Annotated in this window: 13 protein-coding genes and 1 tRNA gene; 10 read left to right on the forward strand and 4 right to left on the reverse strand. The window is 69.8% G+C overall.

The annotated features are described in order from the left end of the window. On the forward strand, positions 1–442 hold a 442-nt coding region (locus tag EV374_RS32410), incomplete at its 5' end, for an FG-GAP repeat domain-containing protein (protein ID WP_165947711.1). Between the two features lie 346 nt (positions 443–788). Here the strand turns inward: EV374_RS32410 and EV374_RS04215 are convergent. The 3 genes from EV374_RS04215 to EV374_RS04225 form a co-directional block, all read right to left on the reverse strand. Beyond that, the gene (locus EV374_RS04215) at positions 789–2,135 is read right to left on the reverse strand and encodes a tyrosine-type recombinase/integrase (protein ID WP_486485567.1); all 1,347 of its coding nucleotides are present in this window, start codon (positions 2,133–2,135) and stop codon (positions 789–791) included. A 251-nt stretch (positions 2,136–2,386) separates the two neighbouring features. Continuing rightward, positions 2,387–2,459, reverse strand: a tRNA-Arg gene (locus tag EV374_RS04220). A 383-nt stretch (positions 2,460–2,842) separates the two neighbouring features. Further along, positions 2,843–3,019, reverse strand: coding sequence for an NADAR domain-containing protein (locus EV374_RS04225; RefSeq protein WP_132231742.1), 177 nt, complete (start codon positions 3,017–3,019; stop codon positions 2,843–2,845). A 50-nt stretch (positions 3,020–3,069) separates the two neighbouring features. Here EV374_RS04225 and EV374_RS04230 point away from each other — a divergent pair, with 50 nt between their 5' ends. Both EV374_RS04230 and EV374_RS04235 read left to right on the forward strand, forming a co-directional pair. Continuing rightward, positions 3,070–3,399 carry a hypothetical protein gene (locus EV374_RS04230; protein ID WP_132231744.1) on the forward strand — a complete coding sequence of 110 codons (330 nt, stop codon included), beginning with the start codon at positions 3,070–3,072 and terminating at the stop codon, positions 3,397–3,399. Between the two features lie 340 nt (positions 3,400–3,739). Continuing rightward, positions 3,740–5,053, forward strand: coding sequence for a reverse transcriptase family protein (locus EV374_RS04235; protein ID WP_132231746.1), 1,314 nt, complete (start codon positions 3,740–3,742; stop codon positions 5,051–5,053). Between the two features lie 50 nt (positions 5,054–5,103). Here EV374_RS04235 and EV374_RS04240 read toward each other — a convergent pair whose 3' ends face one another. Further along, positions 5,104–6,408, reverse strand: coding sequence for an FtsX-like permease family protein (locus EV374_RS04240; RefSeq protein WP_486485568.1), 1,305 nt, complete (start codon positions 6,406–6,408; stop codon positions 5,104–5,106). Here EV374_RS04240 and EV374_RS04245 point away from each other — a divergent pair. From EV374_RS04245 to EV374_RS04275, 7 genes are all read left to right on the forward strand, one after another. Further along, positions 6,377–7,066 carry a YcaO-like family protein gene (locus EV374_RS04245; RefSeq protein WP_486485604.1) on the forward strand — a complete coding sequence of 230 codons (690 nt, stop codon included), beginning with the start codon at positions 6,377–6,379 and terminating at the stop codon, positions 7,064–7,066. The genes EV374_RS04240 and EV374_RS04245 overlap by 32 nt on opposite strands. An 841-nt stretch (positions 7,067–7,907) precedes the next feature. Next, complete coding sequence (locus EV374_RS04250; RefSeq protein ID WP_486485569.1) at positions 7,908–9,350, forward strand: ABC transporter substrate-binding protein; 1,443 nt, start codon at positions 7,908–7,910, stop codon at positions 9,348–9,350. Between the two features lie 10 nt (positions 9,351–9,360). Then, entirely contained in the window at positions 9,361–10,371 is a 1,011-nt protein-coding gene (locus tag EV374_RS04255; protein ID WP_132231752.1) for an ABC transporter permease, read from the forward strand. 13 nt (positions 10,372–10,384) lie between these two features. Beyond that, entirely contained in the window at positions 10,385–11,233 is an 849-nt protein-coding gene (locus EV374_RS04260; protein ID WP_132231754.1) for an ABC transporter permease, read from the forward strand. 3 nt (positions 11,234–11,236) lie between these two features. Next, positions 11,237–13,285, forward strand: coding sequence for an ABC transporter ATP-binding protein (locus EV374_RS04265; RefSeq protein WP_132231756.1), 2,049 nt, complete (start codon positions 11,237–11,239; stop codon positions 13,283–13,285). After that, positions 13,278–15,332: a hydantoinase/oxoprolinase family protein gene (locus EV374_RS04270; protein ID WP_132231758.1), complete on the forward strand. Its 2,055-nt coding sequence runs from the start codon at positions 13,278–13,280 to the stop codon at positions 15,330–15,332. The genes EV374_RS04265 and EV374_RS04270 overlap by 8 nt, the downstream gene beginning before the upstream one ends. Next, positions 15,329–16,693 (forward strand): hydantoinase B/oxoprolinase family protein (locus tag EV374_RS04275; protein WP_486485570.1); only part of this gene is annotated, 1,365 nt, incomplete at its 3' end. The genes EV374_RS04270 and EV374_RS04275, both read left to right, overlap by 4 nt.

Genomic DNA, 16,693 nt, shown 5'->3' on the forward strand with positions numbered 1-16,693 from the left:
CGCCCGCCACGCCACCACCAAGGACCTACACCTCTACGCCGGCAACGGCTCGGGTGGCTTCCTAGCCGGCACCGGCGGCGTGATCAGCAGCAACTGGTACGCCTTCGACATGATCTCCTCTCCGGGTGACTGGAACGGCGACACCAAGCCCGACATCATCGCCCGCCACGCCACCACCAAGGACCTACACCTCTACGCCGGCAACGGCTCGGGTGGCTTCCTAGCCGGCACCGGCGGCGTGATCAGCAGCAACTGGTACGCCTTCGACATGATCTCCTCTCCGGGTGACTGGAACGGCGACACCAAGCCCGACATCATCGCCCGCCACGCCACCACCAAGGACCTACACCTCTACGCCGGCAACGGCTCGGGTGGCTTCCTAGCCGGCACCGGCGGCGTATTCAGCAGCAACTGGTACGCCTTCGACGTACTCGGGCTGTAAGCGCCATAACCTGATGAGGCGTTCCTGCTCCGCCTAGCCCTTGTCCTGGGCGGAGCAGGACGCTTTTCGCCATCCGTCTGCCTCGGTCCGCCCTGCTGGAATCGAGCGTCGTCAAGTTGGCCACGTCAAGTGGACCTTGACGCAGGTTCGGACGCCAGCGGGTCGGACAGCGGTCTGCTCGGCTCGTCCCACGTCGGCGGATGGGATGGCCTGCCGCCACTATCCACAGACCGCCCCACCGACGGAGCTTGGCGTCCTGAAGCCGGAGAACCCATTGGAGGCGCACTACAGTAGCCGCCCTACCAGTAGTCCGACAAAACGGCGGCAATCCCGCCAGAAAAAGTTGTCATGCTCCTGCCACGATGGCGCGCTTCCCACGCGACACAACCACCTCGCCGCACGCCGCGAGAATGGCGACTGCCCGGTGAGCCGTGCTCGGCGCAACTCCGTAACGTGCCGCAAGGTCAACCATTGGTGGCAACGGGGCGCCCTGCCGCAAAGCTCCACACTTGATGGCGGCCCGAAGGTCCGCAACCATACGCAGGTACGGTGCCGAGTCGTCCGCGATCGGCGCAGACGCAGAAGCAGGAAGCGCTTGTTCTGAATCGAGGCCGGCTGGCAAGGCTGGCATACGTCCGGCCAGGCTGCCGGCCGCTCGCTGGTCGGCCTCAGACACCCATGCGCTATACACCCGCAGTGTGGTCGAGCCTCCCCCACCGTGGCCGAGTCGCCCGGCAACGGTTCGCACGTCTACGCCAGCAGCGATCAGCTCTGTGGCGGAGTAGTGCCGGAGTTGGTGAAGGTTCATGTCCCACCCCAGCCGCGCGCACATGCGGGCGTATCGCTGGGTCACCGTGTCGGGCTTCAGCCAGGTGTGCCCGTCAGGCGAGAGAGAGAACACGCGGGCGTCGGTCGGCAGGGTGAAGCCGAGCGCGGCGGCTCGCTCCGTGCAGCGACGTAGATACGCCCGCAGTAGCGCCAACGTCTGATCGTCAAGGGTAATGCGACGCTGCTGGTGTGTCTTCGTGTCCTTCTCCCACGTCTTCGCGCCGGTCTGCGCGATGCTTGACCGGATCGTCAGAACGCCGGTCGCAAAGTCGATGCGATCCCAGCAAAGTGCACACAGCTCGCCGCGCCGGGCGCCCGTCAACAGGGCTAGCCAGACGAGCATGCCCCAATCAAGGTCCCGCCACGCCGCGGTGGCGATGCTCGCCGCTTGCTCTGGGGTCGGCGGACGAGGGTCGGGGCGGGCCGGCGACGGTGGCTCCGCCTGTTCGATCGGGTTGGCCCCGATCCAGCGCCAGCGGACGGCCCGCTTGCACGCGCCGCTGAGGATCCCGTGAATCTGCCGGATAGACGAATCCGCGAGCGGTCGACACGTGTGCGGCCGACACCGGTCGTTGCACGCGTGTTCCCCTGCGGCCTGGTGCTCGACGTACTTTCGGCCTTGGCAGTGCGCGCGGCATGCACGGAGCACCGCGTAGAACGAATCGAGCACTTCCCCATCGAGCCGGCCAACGGCCAGATCACCGAGAAGGGGCTGGATGTGGTTGCGGATATAACCCTCGTATGTGCCGCGCGTCGTCGGCTCGACGTCGAGCACTTCCAGGTACCGACCCATGAGTTGGTTCACTGTGGCTTTGGTGCGCGGGTTGCGCTTCTCGTCTACTTGGTTGAGCAGCCGCGTTCGCACTTCTCGGCCTCGCGGGCAGCATTCGGCCCGCTAGGGACCGTCTCCACGAGGTAATGCCGCTTCTTCGATACTGGGTCGATGCCGGCGTAGACCCTCACGCGGAGTGACCCGCTAGGAAGCGTCTCGATCTCGCCGCGAGTGCGCTTGCGCGCCATCGATTTGGGAGGCATGGAGCGACCGTAGCGCGTTTCGCTCCATGTATGGCTCCACATGTCCGGCCACTAGATCATCGATCTAGTGGCTGACCTGGGTGCCCCCGGCAGGATTCGAACCTGCGACACACGGTTTAGGAAACCGATGCTCTATCCCCTGAGCTACGAGGGCGCGAGGGCCCAGTCTAGCGACCCGGGCGTTCACCTGGGGTGGCAGGGAGTGGCCCACGTTCGCCCGCGTCACCCGGGCCCCTGTTCTCCCAGCCCAGGACCACACCCGGAGCGCACGAACCCCGGTTTGCGACCGGCGGTCGGTCGCAGTGACCCGCGTTGGCACCGGTTCGCCCGAGTTGGCATCCTCTGGAGAGCACACAACACGCACATCATCGAAGATCAACGACGCTCCATCCGCATACCTACCGTCGGCGCCGCCACCCGAGAACGATGGAGCTCCCACCCCGGGCCAGTCGGACACGCCGCGATTCCGACCTTGGCGGTCTCCCATGCGTCCGCACATGGCCGTGAACAGCGCGTTCGCGATGGTTGTGCTCAGTGCTATCGCCGCTGTCGGCGGCCCTGGGTGTTGGCGTTTTGGGCGAGGTCGGCGCGTAGCTGGGTGCGGGTGCGCATCAAGATCCGTCCGAGCATGTTCTTGCCGGCGCCACTCCGGCCGCGTCCCCAGTAGTGGTCAGTGCTGGTGTCCTCGACGATCTCCTCGTCGCCGGTGTCCAACTACCCGATCGGGCCAGCGGTCGGCATGGGCCCCGCTGCCTCGAGACCACATGGGCGCGGTGCTCGACCGGGACGACCTGATCAAGCAGCTCGCTGCCATGCTCAACACGCTGCCGGCGCTGGAACTACCGCACAGCGACCTCGTCGTACCGGCCATCGGACTCGACACCGCCACCATGATCTCCTACGGCAAGGTCAACGTACCGAGCAACACCGCCACCTACGGGTTCGCGCAGGCAGACCACATCCACGTCTCCCCGGACGAAGCCATCGACTACGGCAGCGTTTGTCACCCGCCCCACCGACGTAGCCGCCGAACTCGTCGCACGTCTCATCGCCGACCATCGGACCGCCACAGGCCTACACTGACAACCTACTGATCCACGCCCCCGCCAGGACGAGTCCCAGCAGGAAGCCGCCGCCGACCACCGGTCGGAACGGTGCTCCGTTGGTGCGCGGCGACACGGTTCTCTCCGCCGCGCCACACGCTTCGCGGACACCGATGACGGCCTCCGTTCTCTACGCTGCTCCCATGGCAGCGTGTCCCGAGCTGACCAGGCCGGTCCCCCACGTGGGGTCCGGTCACGGTCTCTCCGGGGCAACCCCGGGGACGCGATACTCACCTCGGCACCACACCACAGGTGCGTCGGCACGCTCCGCGAGCCTGTGCACCCGCACGACCGGGCATCGTCGGGACACGCTGCCACCATCGGCCCGGTCGTGACCACCATCCACGCCCTGGCCACCGCGCTCGCCGACGCGTTCCTCGCCGGCGACGGCTGGCGCCGCGCCGATCTGGTCCAGCAGGGTGGGCTCGTCCTCGGGGTCCGGCGGCGCTGGCTGTGGCCAGTCGCCGACGCGGTGCTGGCCGCCTACCCGCACCCACCCACCGACCGGCCACGCGAACTGGCCACGTTCCTGAGCACCCTCGACCCGCTCCGCGCGGCAGTCGCCGCCGCCCGCCAGCACCAGCGGCCGATCGTCATCCGCGCGCGGCCCGTGACGCCGACCCGCACCGTCCGCCGCCCCTGGCACACCCCCGTCATCGACACCCTCGGCGACCTGGCCGCGATGCTCGACCTGAGCACCGATCACCTCGACTGGTACGCCGACCGACGCGCCATGAACCGACGCGCCACCGCCCACCGGCTGCACCACTACCACTACCGGTGGACCGACCACGGTCGGCTGATCGAGGCACCGAAGTCTCGGCTTCGCGCCCTGCAACGCCGGCTCCTCGCCGAAATACTCGGCCCCATCCCGGTCCACACCGCCGCGCACGGCTTCGTACCCGGCCGCTCCGCGCACACCTTCGCCGCCGCCCACACCGCACAACCGGTCGTCGTCCGCATCGACCTGCTCGCCTTCTTCACCCACATCCCCGCCACCCGCGTCCACGGACTGTTCCGCACCGCCGGCTACCCCGAACCCGTCGCCCACGCCCTCACCGGACTCTGCACCACCCGCACCCCACACCCCGTCCTCCGCCGCGCACCAGCCCACCTGCCGCACCGGGCGACGCGGCTCGCCAGGCTGCGAACCGGCCACCTGCCCCAAGGCGCGCCCACCTCACCCGCACTGGCCAACCTGTGCGCCTACCGACTCGACCGACGCCTCACCGGCCTCGCCGACGCCTTCGAGATCACCTACACCCGCTACGCCGACGACCTCGCCTTCTCCGGCGACCTCACCATCCGCCGAATCCACGACCTGATCACCGCCGTCACCGACATCGCCCGCGACGAGGGCTTCCAAGCCCACCCAGCTAAGACCCGCATCCGCGGGCGTGCCGACCGGCAACTTCTCGCCGGACTCGTCGTCAACGAACACCCCGCCACACCACGCGACGAATACGACCGGCTCCGCGCCATCCTCCACAACGCTGCCCGCACCGGCCTCGCCATACAGAACCGGACGGGCCACCCCGATTTCGCTCAATACCTCATCGGACGGGTTCTCTGGGTCGGTCATCACCATCCAGCACGCGCAGCCAAACTCGCCGCGCTGCTGGCCCAGGCTCTTGCGGCACCGTAGACGGACGCGGCGCGGCAGCTTCGCCGGATCTCGGCAAGGACACGTTTCTCTCACCTCACGATGCCGACGGGAGACCGCGCGGGACGGTGACGCAGTGACCGCCAGGTCGGCAGTGCGCTCGCCAGCACCGCCAGCAGCAGGCAGAGCCCCACCACCCCGCCGACCACCGACCACGGCACCACCAGGACGACCGGTACGCCGACCTGCTCGGCGAGGCCGGCACGGACGCTCAGCAGACCGACGAACGCGACAGCCCCTCCGATCAGCGCGCCGATCAGCACCACCAGGGCGGACTCGGCCGTGACCAGCCAGATGACCTGCCTCCGGGTCGCACCGGCCAATCGGATCAGCCGCAGATCAGCCACCCGGCCGGCAGCGGCCATCAGCAGCGTATTCGCCACCGCAACCGCCCCGTAGCCGGCCGACACACCGATCAGCAGCAGCGTGAAGAGCCAGACGAGGCGATCCTCGGCGCGGTCCGCCTCGGCCGCCCACGCCGATACGTCGACGATCCGCGCTCCGACCGGAGGATCGACCCGGTCCTGGACGTACACCGCGGAGGTCAGCGCCGAGGGGTCGTGCGCCCGCACCACCGACCGGGGCAGTAGCAGGTCGCCGGGGATCGAGTCGTCGGTGACGACCGCGACGACGCGCAGCGACACCCGCTCGCCATCGGCGAAGACCAACGCGTACGACTCGGACGGCTGCCGGTTCGCAGAGGCGGGAAGGACCACCGTGTCACCACCGCTCAGGTCGTCCAGTGAGCCGGCAACCACGGTGAGCGCCCGGTTCGCGGCGGCGAAGCCCGTCGGGTCCACGCCGAGCGCAGCCAACGGTCGATTCTCCGGCGACGAGTCCGGGTCGCTCTCGAAGGCCGTCGTCGGCAGCAGGGCGGTGCCCCCGGTCGCCGCTACGGCCTGGTCCGTCAGGCCTGGTGCGCGGTCGGGCACGACGATCCAGCCGGCGTTCACGTTGTCGGCCCGGCCCACCGCGTAGGCGGCCGTGGTGGTGCGCACCATTCCAGAGACCAGCACCGCGAACGCGACCGTGAGCAGCACCGGGGCGGCGATCGAGGCCGTCCGCCGGGTCGCGGTCAACGCCCCGGCCCGGACCAGCATCCCGATCGCACCACCCGGTCGGCGCACCGGCGGCCGCAGCATCCGTACCACCGGACCGACGACCGCCGGTGCCAATACGGTGGCGCCGGCCACCAGGGCCATCACCGCGTACAGGGTGTACTGCGCCGCGACACGGGCCTCGTCGGCCGTCGCCGTCCCGACGCTGAGCGCGCCCCCCACCGCGACGAGCAGCGCGCCGGTGGCGATGCGCAGCCGCCCGATCGGTCGCTGCTCCACCGCCGCATCGCGCAACGCCTCCGTCTTCGACATCACCATGCCGGAGGGGATCCCGGCCCTGTGGCTGATGCTCGTCGACGAGGAAGGTCGGCCGGGTCAGCCCAAGGCGTTCTGCGGTGCCGGCGCCCACCTCGACCCCGAGCGGGCCCTCTGGGCAGGGCTCGTCGAGCTGGCCAGCGTCGCCGACGCCACCCGGGACATGGTCGCCGAGGACACCACGGCGCCGAGCCTGGTCGCCGATCCGGACCTCGTGGTGCGGATGGAGGACCACATGCTGGTGGCCGCTGCACCGGAGAGCTGGCACCGGTTCGGCTTCCTCTACCAGCGCGACGAGATCCTGCCGATGGCGCGGGCGTTCCCCGCCGCCGAGCGCTACCAACCGGCCGACGACCTGCTCGACGACCTGACCGGGGTGGTCGACCGCTACCTCCGCGACGGCCTCGACGTGGTGGTGGTGGACCAGACCGCCGTCGAGCAGGCCACGGTGGACCTGACCTGCGTCAAGGTCATCGTTCCGGGGCTGCTGCCGATGGCGTTCGGACACCGCAACCGCCGTGTCGACCTGCCCCGGCTACGTGACCTGCCGGTGCGACTCGGCTACCGGGACACCCCGCTGGAGATCGAGGAGATCAACCCACACCCGCATCCGTTCCCGTAACGGGAACGCCTGCGCCAGAGGATGATCAGCGTAAGTCCGGGGCATCCGCCGGGGCGGACGTCCTCTGCCTGCGGTTGCGTGCGCGGGAGTGGTGTACGAATTGCCCGTGATGGGCGTGTTGCGTAGATAAGAAACGGCCACCGCGCGATCCTTCGAGACGGCCGAGCCCAGCAGGAGTGGGACACCCGCGCTGGCACCGTTGGTCAGTGCGGCCCTGCGCAGAGGCCTGGAGCCGGGTTCGTCATCCCGGTTGACCAACGCTGGAGTTGTTGAAGTCCCCGCCGCCGTGTTCGACGGTCAGCCCGGCAGTGCAGACCACGGCCGGCACGGGGCGCTGCTGTGCCGGGGTGCGAGTGCCGGGGCGCCGCGGTTCGCGTCGGCTCCGGGTGGGATCGCGGGCCGGTTTTCGACTCCCCCGGCCCTGCCTGCCGTGTTTCGGTGCTGTGAAAATCTATGAACAGGCCCGCTTCGCAGGCCTCCACCATTCGGGCAGACACGGCCGTCATCAGCGAGTTTTTGTCCGTGAACAGAAAACACCTCTTGTTCACAAAGTTGCAGCCTGATAGAACACTCGGGTGCGGGTCGGACTCTTCGGCCCACGGGGTCCTGGTCTGGAGGACATGCAATGGCTCGTTCATCGCGTCCGGGTGAAGCCGGATCGAACGCTCTGTCCCGTCGGTCTGTACTTCAGCTCGGGGGTGGAATCGCCCTGCTGCTGGCCACTGGCGCCTGCAGCCCCGGCGCCCGGTCGGGCGGAGGCTCGGGCGACTCCGGCGGTTCCACCGCGTCGACCCTGCGAATCGCGGTCTCCAACTATCTCAGCAGCTGGGACCAGGATTTCGTGGGCTTCGATCTCACCGCCCTCATGCTCTACAAGAACATCTTCCCGTATCTGATCGACTACAGCGTGACCGAGGTGAACGGGGCGCAGATTCTCGACGCCAACGCGGTCACCCCCACCTTCGCCGAGTCCTTCGAACCCAGCGCCGACCAGAAGGTCTGGACCCTGAAGCTGCGTAAGGGCGTCAAGTTCGCCAGCGGCAACGAGATGACCGCCGCCGACGTCAAATGGTCCAAGGACCGGGCCTTCGCCGCCCAGGCGAACGTGGCCGGCATCTACCGCACCATCGGGCTGACCGAACCCGACCAGGTCAAGGTCGTCGACGACTACACCGTCGAGTTCCACCAGGCGTTCCCCAGCGCGCTCACCCGGCAGATCCAGGCGATCTCGCTCTACGTCTTCGACTCGGTCGAGGCCAAGAAGCACGCGACCGCGGCCGACCCATGGGCCAAGGCGTGGTTCGCCAAGAACGCCCCCACCGGCGGCTACTACAACGTCACCAAGGCCACCCAGGGCCAGGAGATCGTGCTGACCGCCAACACCGGCTACCCCGGACCGGACCGGCCCCGGACCGAGACGATCCGGATCTCCGTGGTGCCGGCCGCCTCGAACCAGCGGCTGCAACTGCAGAACGGCGACATCGACATCGCGCTGGGCATCAGCAAGCGGGACATCGCCGACCTCAAGAAGCTCGACGGTGTCAAGGTCATCTCCGCGCCCAGCAACCAGCAGGTCACGATCCAGATGTCCGTGGCCACCGCGCCCTTCGACGACGTCAACGTCCGCAAGGCGTTGGCGTACGCCGTGCCGTACCAACAGATCATCGACAACGTCTACGGCGGCGACGCGCGCGCGACCAAGAGCGTGGTGCCGCTGGACATGCCCGGTTACGACGAGCGGGGCTACCCGTACGCGTACGACGTGGAGCGGGCCAAGGCGGCGCTGGCCGCGTCGGGGCGTACCTCGGTCAGCTCCGAGCTGATCTTCGAGAGCGACAACGAGGAACAGCAGCGGCTCGCGGTGCTGGTGCAGAGCGAGGCCCGCAAGGCCGGCATCGAACTCAAGCTCACCCCGCTCGACCCGGCCACCCTCGCCGACCGCCGGCAGCAGAAGAGCATCCCGCTGCAGATCACCTCAGGTCAGCTCTGGGTCAACGACGTTGAGTACATGCTCGCCACCAGCTTCGTCAAGGGTGCGAACCTGAACTACTCGAACTACTCCAACCCGGAGATCGAGCGGATCTACGCGCAGTCGCACACCATCGTCGACCAGGCCCAGCGCAACCAGCTGTGGCAGCGGGTGCAGGAACTGTTCGCCGAGGACGTGCCCTGGGTGATGATCTGCCAGCCCAACTTCAACCTGCCGGTCCGCGAGTCGGTGTCGGGCTGGGTACAGCCGATGGACGGGCTGGCCCGGCTACGTTACCTGCGCGCATCGGCCTGAATCGCCTGCCATGCGGATCGCCCGTTTCGTCGTCAGGCGGCTACTCCAGCTCATCCCGGTGCTGCTGGGCGTGGTCGTCCTGACCTTCCTTCTGGTCCGGGTCCTGCCGGGCGACCCGATTCGGACCATTCTCGGCCCGAACGCGACCGAGGCGGACGCCGCCGCGGCGCGCGCCCGTTATGGATTGGACCAGCCGCTGTGGCGACAGTTCCTGGATTACCTCGGGGGACTCGTCACCGGAGACTTCGGCACCTCGATCCAGAGCGGCGCCGCGGTCGGCACGGAGATGGCCCAGCGGATCGGCCCCACCCTGGAACTGGTGGTGCTGGCGCTCGCGGTGGCGCTGGTCGTCGCCGTGACGCTGGGCATCTGGTCGGCCCGGCGCGCCGACCGGCTGGGCGACCACAGCGTGCGGGTGCTGGCGCTGGTCGGTAACTCGATGCCGGAGTTCTGGCTGGGGCTGGTGTTGATTCTGGTCGGCTACAGCGTCCTGGGTTGGTTCCCGGCCCCCAGCGGCCGGGTCGACCCGGACACCGACCTCGCCCCGATCACCCACGCCGACCTGCTGGACGCCATGCTGACCGTCAACGGGCCGGCGTTCACCTCGGCGCTGGCGCACCTGGCCCTGCCGGTGGCGACCCTGGCCATCGTCATCATCGCGCCCCTGCTGCGCAGCGTCCGCGCCTCCGCGCTGGAGGTGTTGCACTCCGAGGCGTACACCGCCGCGCGGGCGCACGGCCTACGGGGCCGGACCCTGCGGCGCGGCTACCTGACCCGGGCCACCCTGGTCCGGCTGCCGTCGCTGGCCGCGCTGGTCTTCGGCACCGCGATCGGCTCCACCGTCCTGGTCGAGTACGTCTACTCCTGGCAGGGCTTCGGCCAGTGGGCGCTGCGCGGTCTGCTCTACCGCGACTACCCGGTGGTGCAGGCATCGGTGCTGGTGATCGCGCTCTGTTACGTGATCGTGTTCCTCATCGCCGACGTGGTGCACGCGATCCTCGACCCGCGCGTGAAGATCTGAGGGGAAGGCTCTGATGGCCGAAACCGTCGTCGTCGGCGCGCCCCGCGCCGGTCGCTTCGCCAACGTGCTGATCGTCACCGGCGCCGTCATCCTCGCCGTGGTGGGGCTCGCCGCGATCTTCGCCCCGCTGTTGAGCAACTGGGGTCCCACCGAGATCGATCCGGCCGGCTCGCTCACCCCGCCCGGCGACGGGCACCTGCTCGGTACCGACTCCAACGGCATGGACGTGTGGAGCCGGCTGCTGCACGCCGGTCGGCTCGACCTCGGCATCGCGGTGGCCGGGGTCGCCTTCGCGGTGGTGCTGGGTACGGCGCTCGGCCTGGTCGCCGGTTACCTCGGCGGCTGGGTGGACGACGTGCTGATGCGCATCGTGGACATCTTCCAGGCGTTCCCCACCTTCATCCTGGCCCTCGCGGTGGCCGCGCTGCTCGGCAACGGCACGGTCAACCTGATCATGGTGATCGCGGCGGTCAACGCGCCCGCGTACGCCCGGCTGGTCCGCGCCGAGGTCCGCTCGATCCGGGAACTCCCGTTCGTAGACGCCTCGGTCACCTCCGGCGCGTCCACCCTGGGCGTGCTCTGGCGGCACGTGCTGCCCAACAGCCTCACCCCGGTACGGGTCATCGCGCCGTTGAACTGCGGCTGGGCCATGCTCACCCTGGCCGGACTCTCCTTCCTCGGTCTAGGCGTCACCGTGCCCGCCGCTGAGTGGGGCGCAATGATCAGCCTGGGCAGCCCGGACGTGGTCGCCGGGCGCTGGTGGACCTCCATCCCACCCGGCCTGCTCCTACTCACCTGCGTGCTCGGCTTCAGCCTCCTCGGTGAGGGGCTGCAGGAGCGCGCCGACGCGAAGCGGCGGTGACCCGTGCGTGGTGATCTCCTCTCCATCGAGGACCTGTCCGTCGTCATCCGGCGGCCCGGCCGTCAGGTCGCCGCGCTGAGCGGCGTCTCCCTGCACGTCAACCGGGGCGAAGTGGTCGGCCTGGTGGGAGAGAGCGGCGGCGGCAAGAGCATGGTCGCCCGCTCCATCGTCGGACTGCTGCCCGGTGGCTCGTACGCCAGCGGCGCGGTCCGGTTCGACGGCGGTGACGAGCAGGTCGACGTGCTGCGGATGGACGAGTCCGCGCTGGAACGGCACCGGGGGCACGGGGTGTCGATCTGCTTCCAGAACCCGCGTGGCGCGCTGAGCCCCACCCGCACGGTCGGCCGGCAGCTCACCGACCGGCTCGCCACCCACCAGGCGATGACCGGCGCCCAAGCCCGGGAGGCGGCCCGGGAACTGTTCGAGGCGGTCGGCATCCGCAACGCCCGGCAGCGGCTCGACGCGTACCCGCACGAACTCTCCGGCGGGATGGCGCAACGGGTGATGATCTCGCTGGCCACCGGCTGCGCGCCGGGCCTGCTCATCGCCGACGAGCCGACCACCGGGCTGGACGTCACCCTGACCCGGGAGATCCTGCGGCAGTTCCGGCAGGCGGCCGACACTGACCGGCGCGGTGTCCTGCTCATCTCACACGACCTGGCCTCCATCGCCGAGGTCTGCGACCGGGTGGTCGTCCTCTACGCCGGAACCGTCGTGGAGAGCGGCCCCGCCAAGCGGGTGCTCCGCCGCCCGGCGCACCCGTACACCCGGGCGCTGCTGCGCTCGGTGCCCGATGTCGACGGTCGGCCGGTCGTCGCCACCCCCGGCGCGATGCCGCTTCTGCGCGAGGCGCCAACCGGCTGCCCGTTCGCGCCGCGCTGCGCGCACGCGGTCACGGAGTGCACCGACCGGCGGCCGGATCCGGCGCCGGCCCCTGGCGACGACGTCGGGTGGACCCTCGCCTGCTACCGCCCCCGCACCGGCGACCTGGCCGAGCCGGAGTCGGCCGACGGCACCGTGCCGGCACACCGGACCGACCCGACACCCACGGCCGAGCGTCGGGCCGGGGCGGACGACCGGACCGTGCTGGAGATCGACGACGCGCACGTGGTCTACCGCAGCCGGTTCGGCCGGGGCGGGCATCACGCCCTGCGCGGGGTCAGCCTGCGGGTCGCCGCCGGTGAGACGCTCGGTGTGGTCGGTGAGAGCGGCTGCGGCAAGAGCACGCTCGCCAAGCTGATGATGGGCCTGGTCAAGCCGGCCAGCGGCGAGGTCCGGGTCAGCGGCGGGCAGATGGCCGAGCTGCGCGGCCGGCGGCTGCGCCAGCTGCGAACCCGGGTGCAGATGGTCTTCCAGGACCCGATCGGCTCGTTGAGCCCACGGCGCACCGTCGCAGACGCGATCGCTGAGCCGTTGCGGGCGCTCGGCGTCCCGGCCGCCGAGCGCGCCGAGCGGGTGAATGCGGTCCTCGACCGGATCGGACTGGACCGGTCGATGCTCCAGCGCCAGCCGCATGAGCTCTCCGGCGGCCAGGCCCAGCGGATCTGCATCGCCCGCGCCCTGATCGGCGAACCGGAGCTGATCGTCTTCGACGAGCCGACCTCCGCGCTCGACGTCACCGTGCAGGCGCAGATCCTCGAGGTGATCGCCGACGTGGTGCGTGATCCGAACCGCGGGTCGGTGTTCATCTCGCACGACCTGGCCACGGTGCGCAGCTTCGCCGACCGGGTGGTCGTGCTCTACCTGGGGCGCGTCGTCGAGGAAGGGACCGTCGACGAGGTCTTCGAGAACCCGCGCCACCCGTACACCAGGGCGTTGCTCTCCAGCGCGCCCAGCCTGGGCGCCGGCTTCGCCGGCGACCAGGTGACGTTGGTCAAGGACCTGGAGGAGGCCGACGCCGCGGTGGGCTGTCCGCTCGCCGCCCGCTGCCCGTTCGTGACCGACCGCTGTCGCTCCGAGGAACAGCAACTGCAGCCGTACGGGGTCAGCCAGGCAGCCTGCTGGCGCGTTCCCGAGATTCCCGCTCTGCTGAAAGGTGACACCCGTGTCTGACCCGCACCTCCGCCTCGCCGTTGACATCGGCGGGACCTTCGTGGACGCGATGGAGCTGAACACCCGCACCAACGAGGTGCGGTTCCGCAAGGCGTCCACCACCCCGGCCCGCCCCTGGGAGGGCGTGCTCAACGCGATCGAGGCGCTCGGCACCGACCTGTCCCAGGTGGAGCTCTTCATCCACGGCACCACCCTCGGACTCAACGCAGTGCTGGAGCGGCGCGGCGAGCCGACCGGGATCCTGACCAACGACGGCTTCCGGGACATCTTCCTGATCGGCCGGGGCAACGTGCCGGCCGACCACATGTACGACTTCCAGTACCAGCGGCCGGAGAGTCTGGTGCAGCGCCGCTACACCGCCGGGGTGACCGGCCGGCTGGACTACAAGGGGCGGGTGGTCGAGGAACTCGACCCGGCCAGCGTCCGCGCGGCGGCCCGCACCCTGGTCGAGGAGCAGGGCGTCAAGTCGATCGCCATCTGCTTCCTGCACTCCTTCCTGGACCCGACCCACGAGCGCGCCGCCGCCGAGCTGATCCGCGAGGCGTACCCCGAGGTCAGCCTCTCGGTCTCCACCGACATCGTGCGCGAGTACCGGGAGTACGAGCGGACCAGCACCACCGTGCTGGAGGCGTACATCCGGCCGATCTTCGAGCGCTACGTTGACCACCTGGAGGCCGGGCTCGCCGAGCGCGGCTTCGCCGGCCGATTCCTGATCATGCGCTCCGGTGGCGGGTCGATGACCTCCACGGTGGCGAAGACCTCGCCCACCCACACCGTGCTCTCCGGCCCGGCCGGCGGCATCGTCGGCGCGGCGTACCTCGCGGAGACCCTCGGCCGGGACAACCTGCTCACCTTCGACATCGGCGGCACCTCGCTGGACGCCTGCGTGATCGAGCGCGGCGACCCGGTCGCCGCCTACGAGGCGCAGCTGGAGCACTTCCCGCTACTCATCCCGGCTTACGACATCCGTACCATCGGGGCCGGCGGCGGGTCGATCGCCTGGCTGGACCGGGGGCTGCTCAAGGTCGGACCGCAGAGCGCTGGCGCCGACCCGGGCCCGGTCTGCTACGGCCGGGGCGGCACCCGGCCCACCGTCACCGACGCTGCCGTGGCGCTCGGCTACGTCGACCCGGGCCGGTTCCTCGGCGGCGAGATGGGTCTACAGGCCGAGGCCGCCCGCCGGGCGCTGGACGAGCAGATCGCTCAACCGTTGGGTCTGACCCCGGTGACCGCCGCGGCCGGCATCTTCGACGTGCTGCTGGCCAAGACGGTCGGCGCAGTCCGGCAGATCACCGTGGAACGCGGCCACGACCCCCGGGTCTTCTCGCTGCTCGCCTTCGGCGGCGCCGGCCCGCTGCTCGCCCCGCTGCTGGCCCGCGAGATGGGCATCCGCGAGGTGGTGGTGCCGTACGCGCCGTCCGGCTTCTCCGCCTGGGGCATGCTCTCGGCCGACATCGTCAACGACTTCTCCCGCACCGTGCTGGCCAACCTGGACGACATCGACCTGGACGACCTGGCCGGGCGCTTCGCCGAGGCGGAGCAGGAGGCGGTCGCGTCGCTGGGCAACCAGGGCGTCCCCGCCGAAGAGGCGATCCTGGAGCGGCAGTTGGAACTGCGCTACCTCGGCCAGGAACACAGCATGATCGTCTCGGTCGGTCAGGTGCTCGACCCGGCCGCCATCCGGGCCTCCTTCGAGGAACTGCACCGGGCCCGCTACGGCCACGCCATGGACAACCAGCTGCAGATCCTCAACCTGCGGGTACGCGGCATCGGCCGGACCATGCGACCGGAGCTGGCCAGCCTGCCGGCCGGTGACGGCGACCCGAAGCGGGCCCTGCTCGCGCACCGGGACGCGTACGACTTCGGTACCCGCGAGGTGGTGCCGTTCGCGGTGTACGACCGGGCCGCGCTGGCCCCCGGCGACACCTTCACCGGCCCCGCCCTGATCGACGAGGGCACCTCCACCACGGTGGTGCCCAGCGGGCAGCGCGTCGAGGTCGATCAGCACGGCTACCTGTTGGTGACCCTCGTTGGGGAGGCATCATGACCACGTTGGACGGCGCCACCGTCGAGGTGGTTCGCAGCTATCTGCTCTCGGCCGCCGAGGAGATGCGGGCCACGCTGATCCGCACCTCGTTCAACCCGGTGATCTACGAGGTGCACGACTTCGGCATGTCGATGTACGACACCGACCTGCGTCTGATCGCCGAGGCGACCGGGCTGACCTTCTTCCTCGGTGCCAACGACTTCTCGCTCCGCAAGGGGGTGGAGTACGTCGGGCGGGAGAACCTGCACCCCGGCGACGTAGTGCTGTTGAACTATCCGTACTGGAACGCGGCGCACGCGTACGACGCGACGTTGTTCGCGCCGGTGTTCCAGCCGGATCCGGCGGACGAGTCGGCGGACGGCACGCTGGTCGGGTTCCTCTGTGTCCGGGCGCACTGGATGGACCTGGGCGCGAAGGACCCGGGGTACGTGCTGGACTCCACCGACATGCACCAGGAAGGGCTGATCTTCCCGGGCACCAAGGTGGTCTCGCGGGGCGAGCCGGTCCGGGAGATCCACGAGCTGATCCGGTTCAACTCCCGGATGCCCAACGAGGTGCTCGGCGACCTGCACGCCCAGATCGCCGCGCTGCGTACCGGCGAGCGGCGGTTACTGGAGATTCTGGAGAAGTTCGGCCGGTCCACCGTCGACGCGGCGGTGGAGCGGATCATCACCGACGGCGAGGCCCGCGCCCGGGCCGCCCTGGCCGAGTTGCCGCAGGGCAGCTGGACCGCCGAGGACTGGCTGGACGACGACGGGATCACCGAGGACCCGGTGCGGATGCGGGTGACCGTGACCATCGCCGACGGCGCCTTCACCGTCGACTTCGCCGGCTCCGCCCCGGCCACTGCCGGCCCAATCAACATGCCGTTCGGCGCCACCGAGGCGATCTGCAAGGTGGTGCTGAAGTCGCTCACCTCCGCCGATCAGCCCTCCAACGAGGGCACCGTGGCGCCGCTGGTGGTCCGGGCCGAGCCGGGCAGCCTCTTCCACGCGGTCTACCCGCAGCCCACCTTCACCCTCTGGACCGGCATCGTCGCGGTCGAGCTGATCCTCAAGGCGTTGGCGCAGGGGATGCCGGAGCGGTTGCCGGCCTCCTCGGGTGGGGACGTGCCGGGATTCATGATGGTCGGTACGCACCCGGACACCGGGCAGCTCTTCGCGGTGAGCAACAACGATCCGGTGGGCTGGGGTGGCACCGCGCGGCACGACGGCATGAACTCGGCCAGCCACATCTCCGGCAACACCGGTCGGATCACTCCCGTGGAGGTGTTGGAGGCGCGGACCGGGATGTTCTTCGAGCGGGTGGAGATCCGTACCGATTCCGGTGGGCCGGGGCGGTTCCGGGGTGGTGCGGGGCTG

The sequence above is a fragment of the Micromonospora sp. CNZ303 genome (assembly GCF_004345505.1).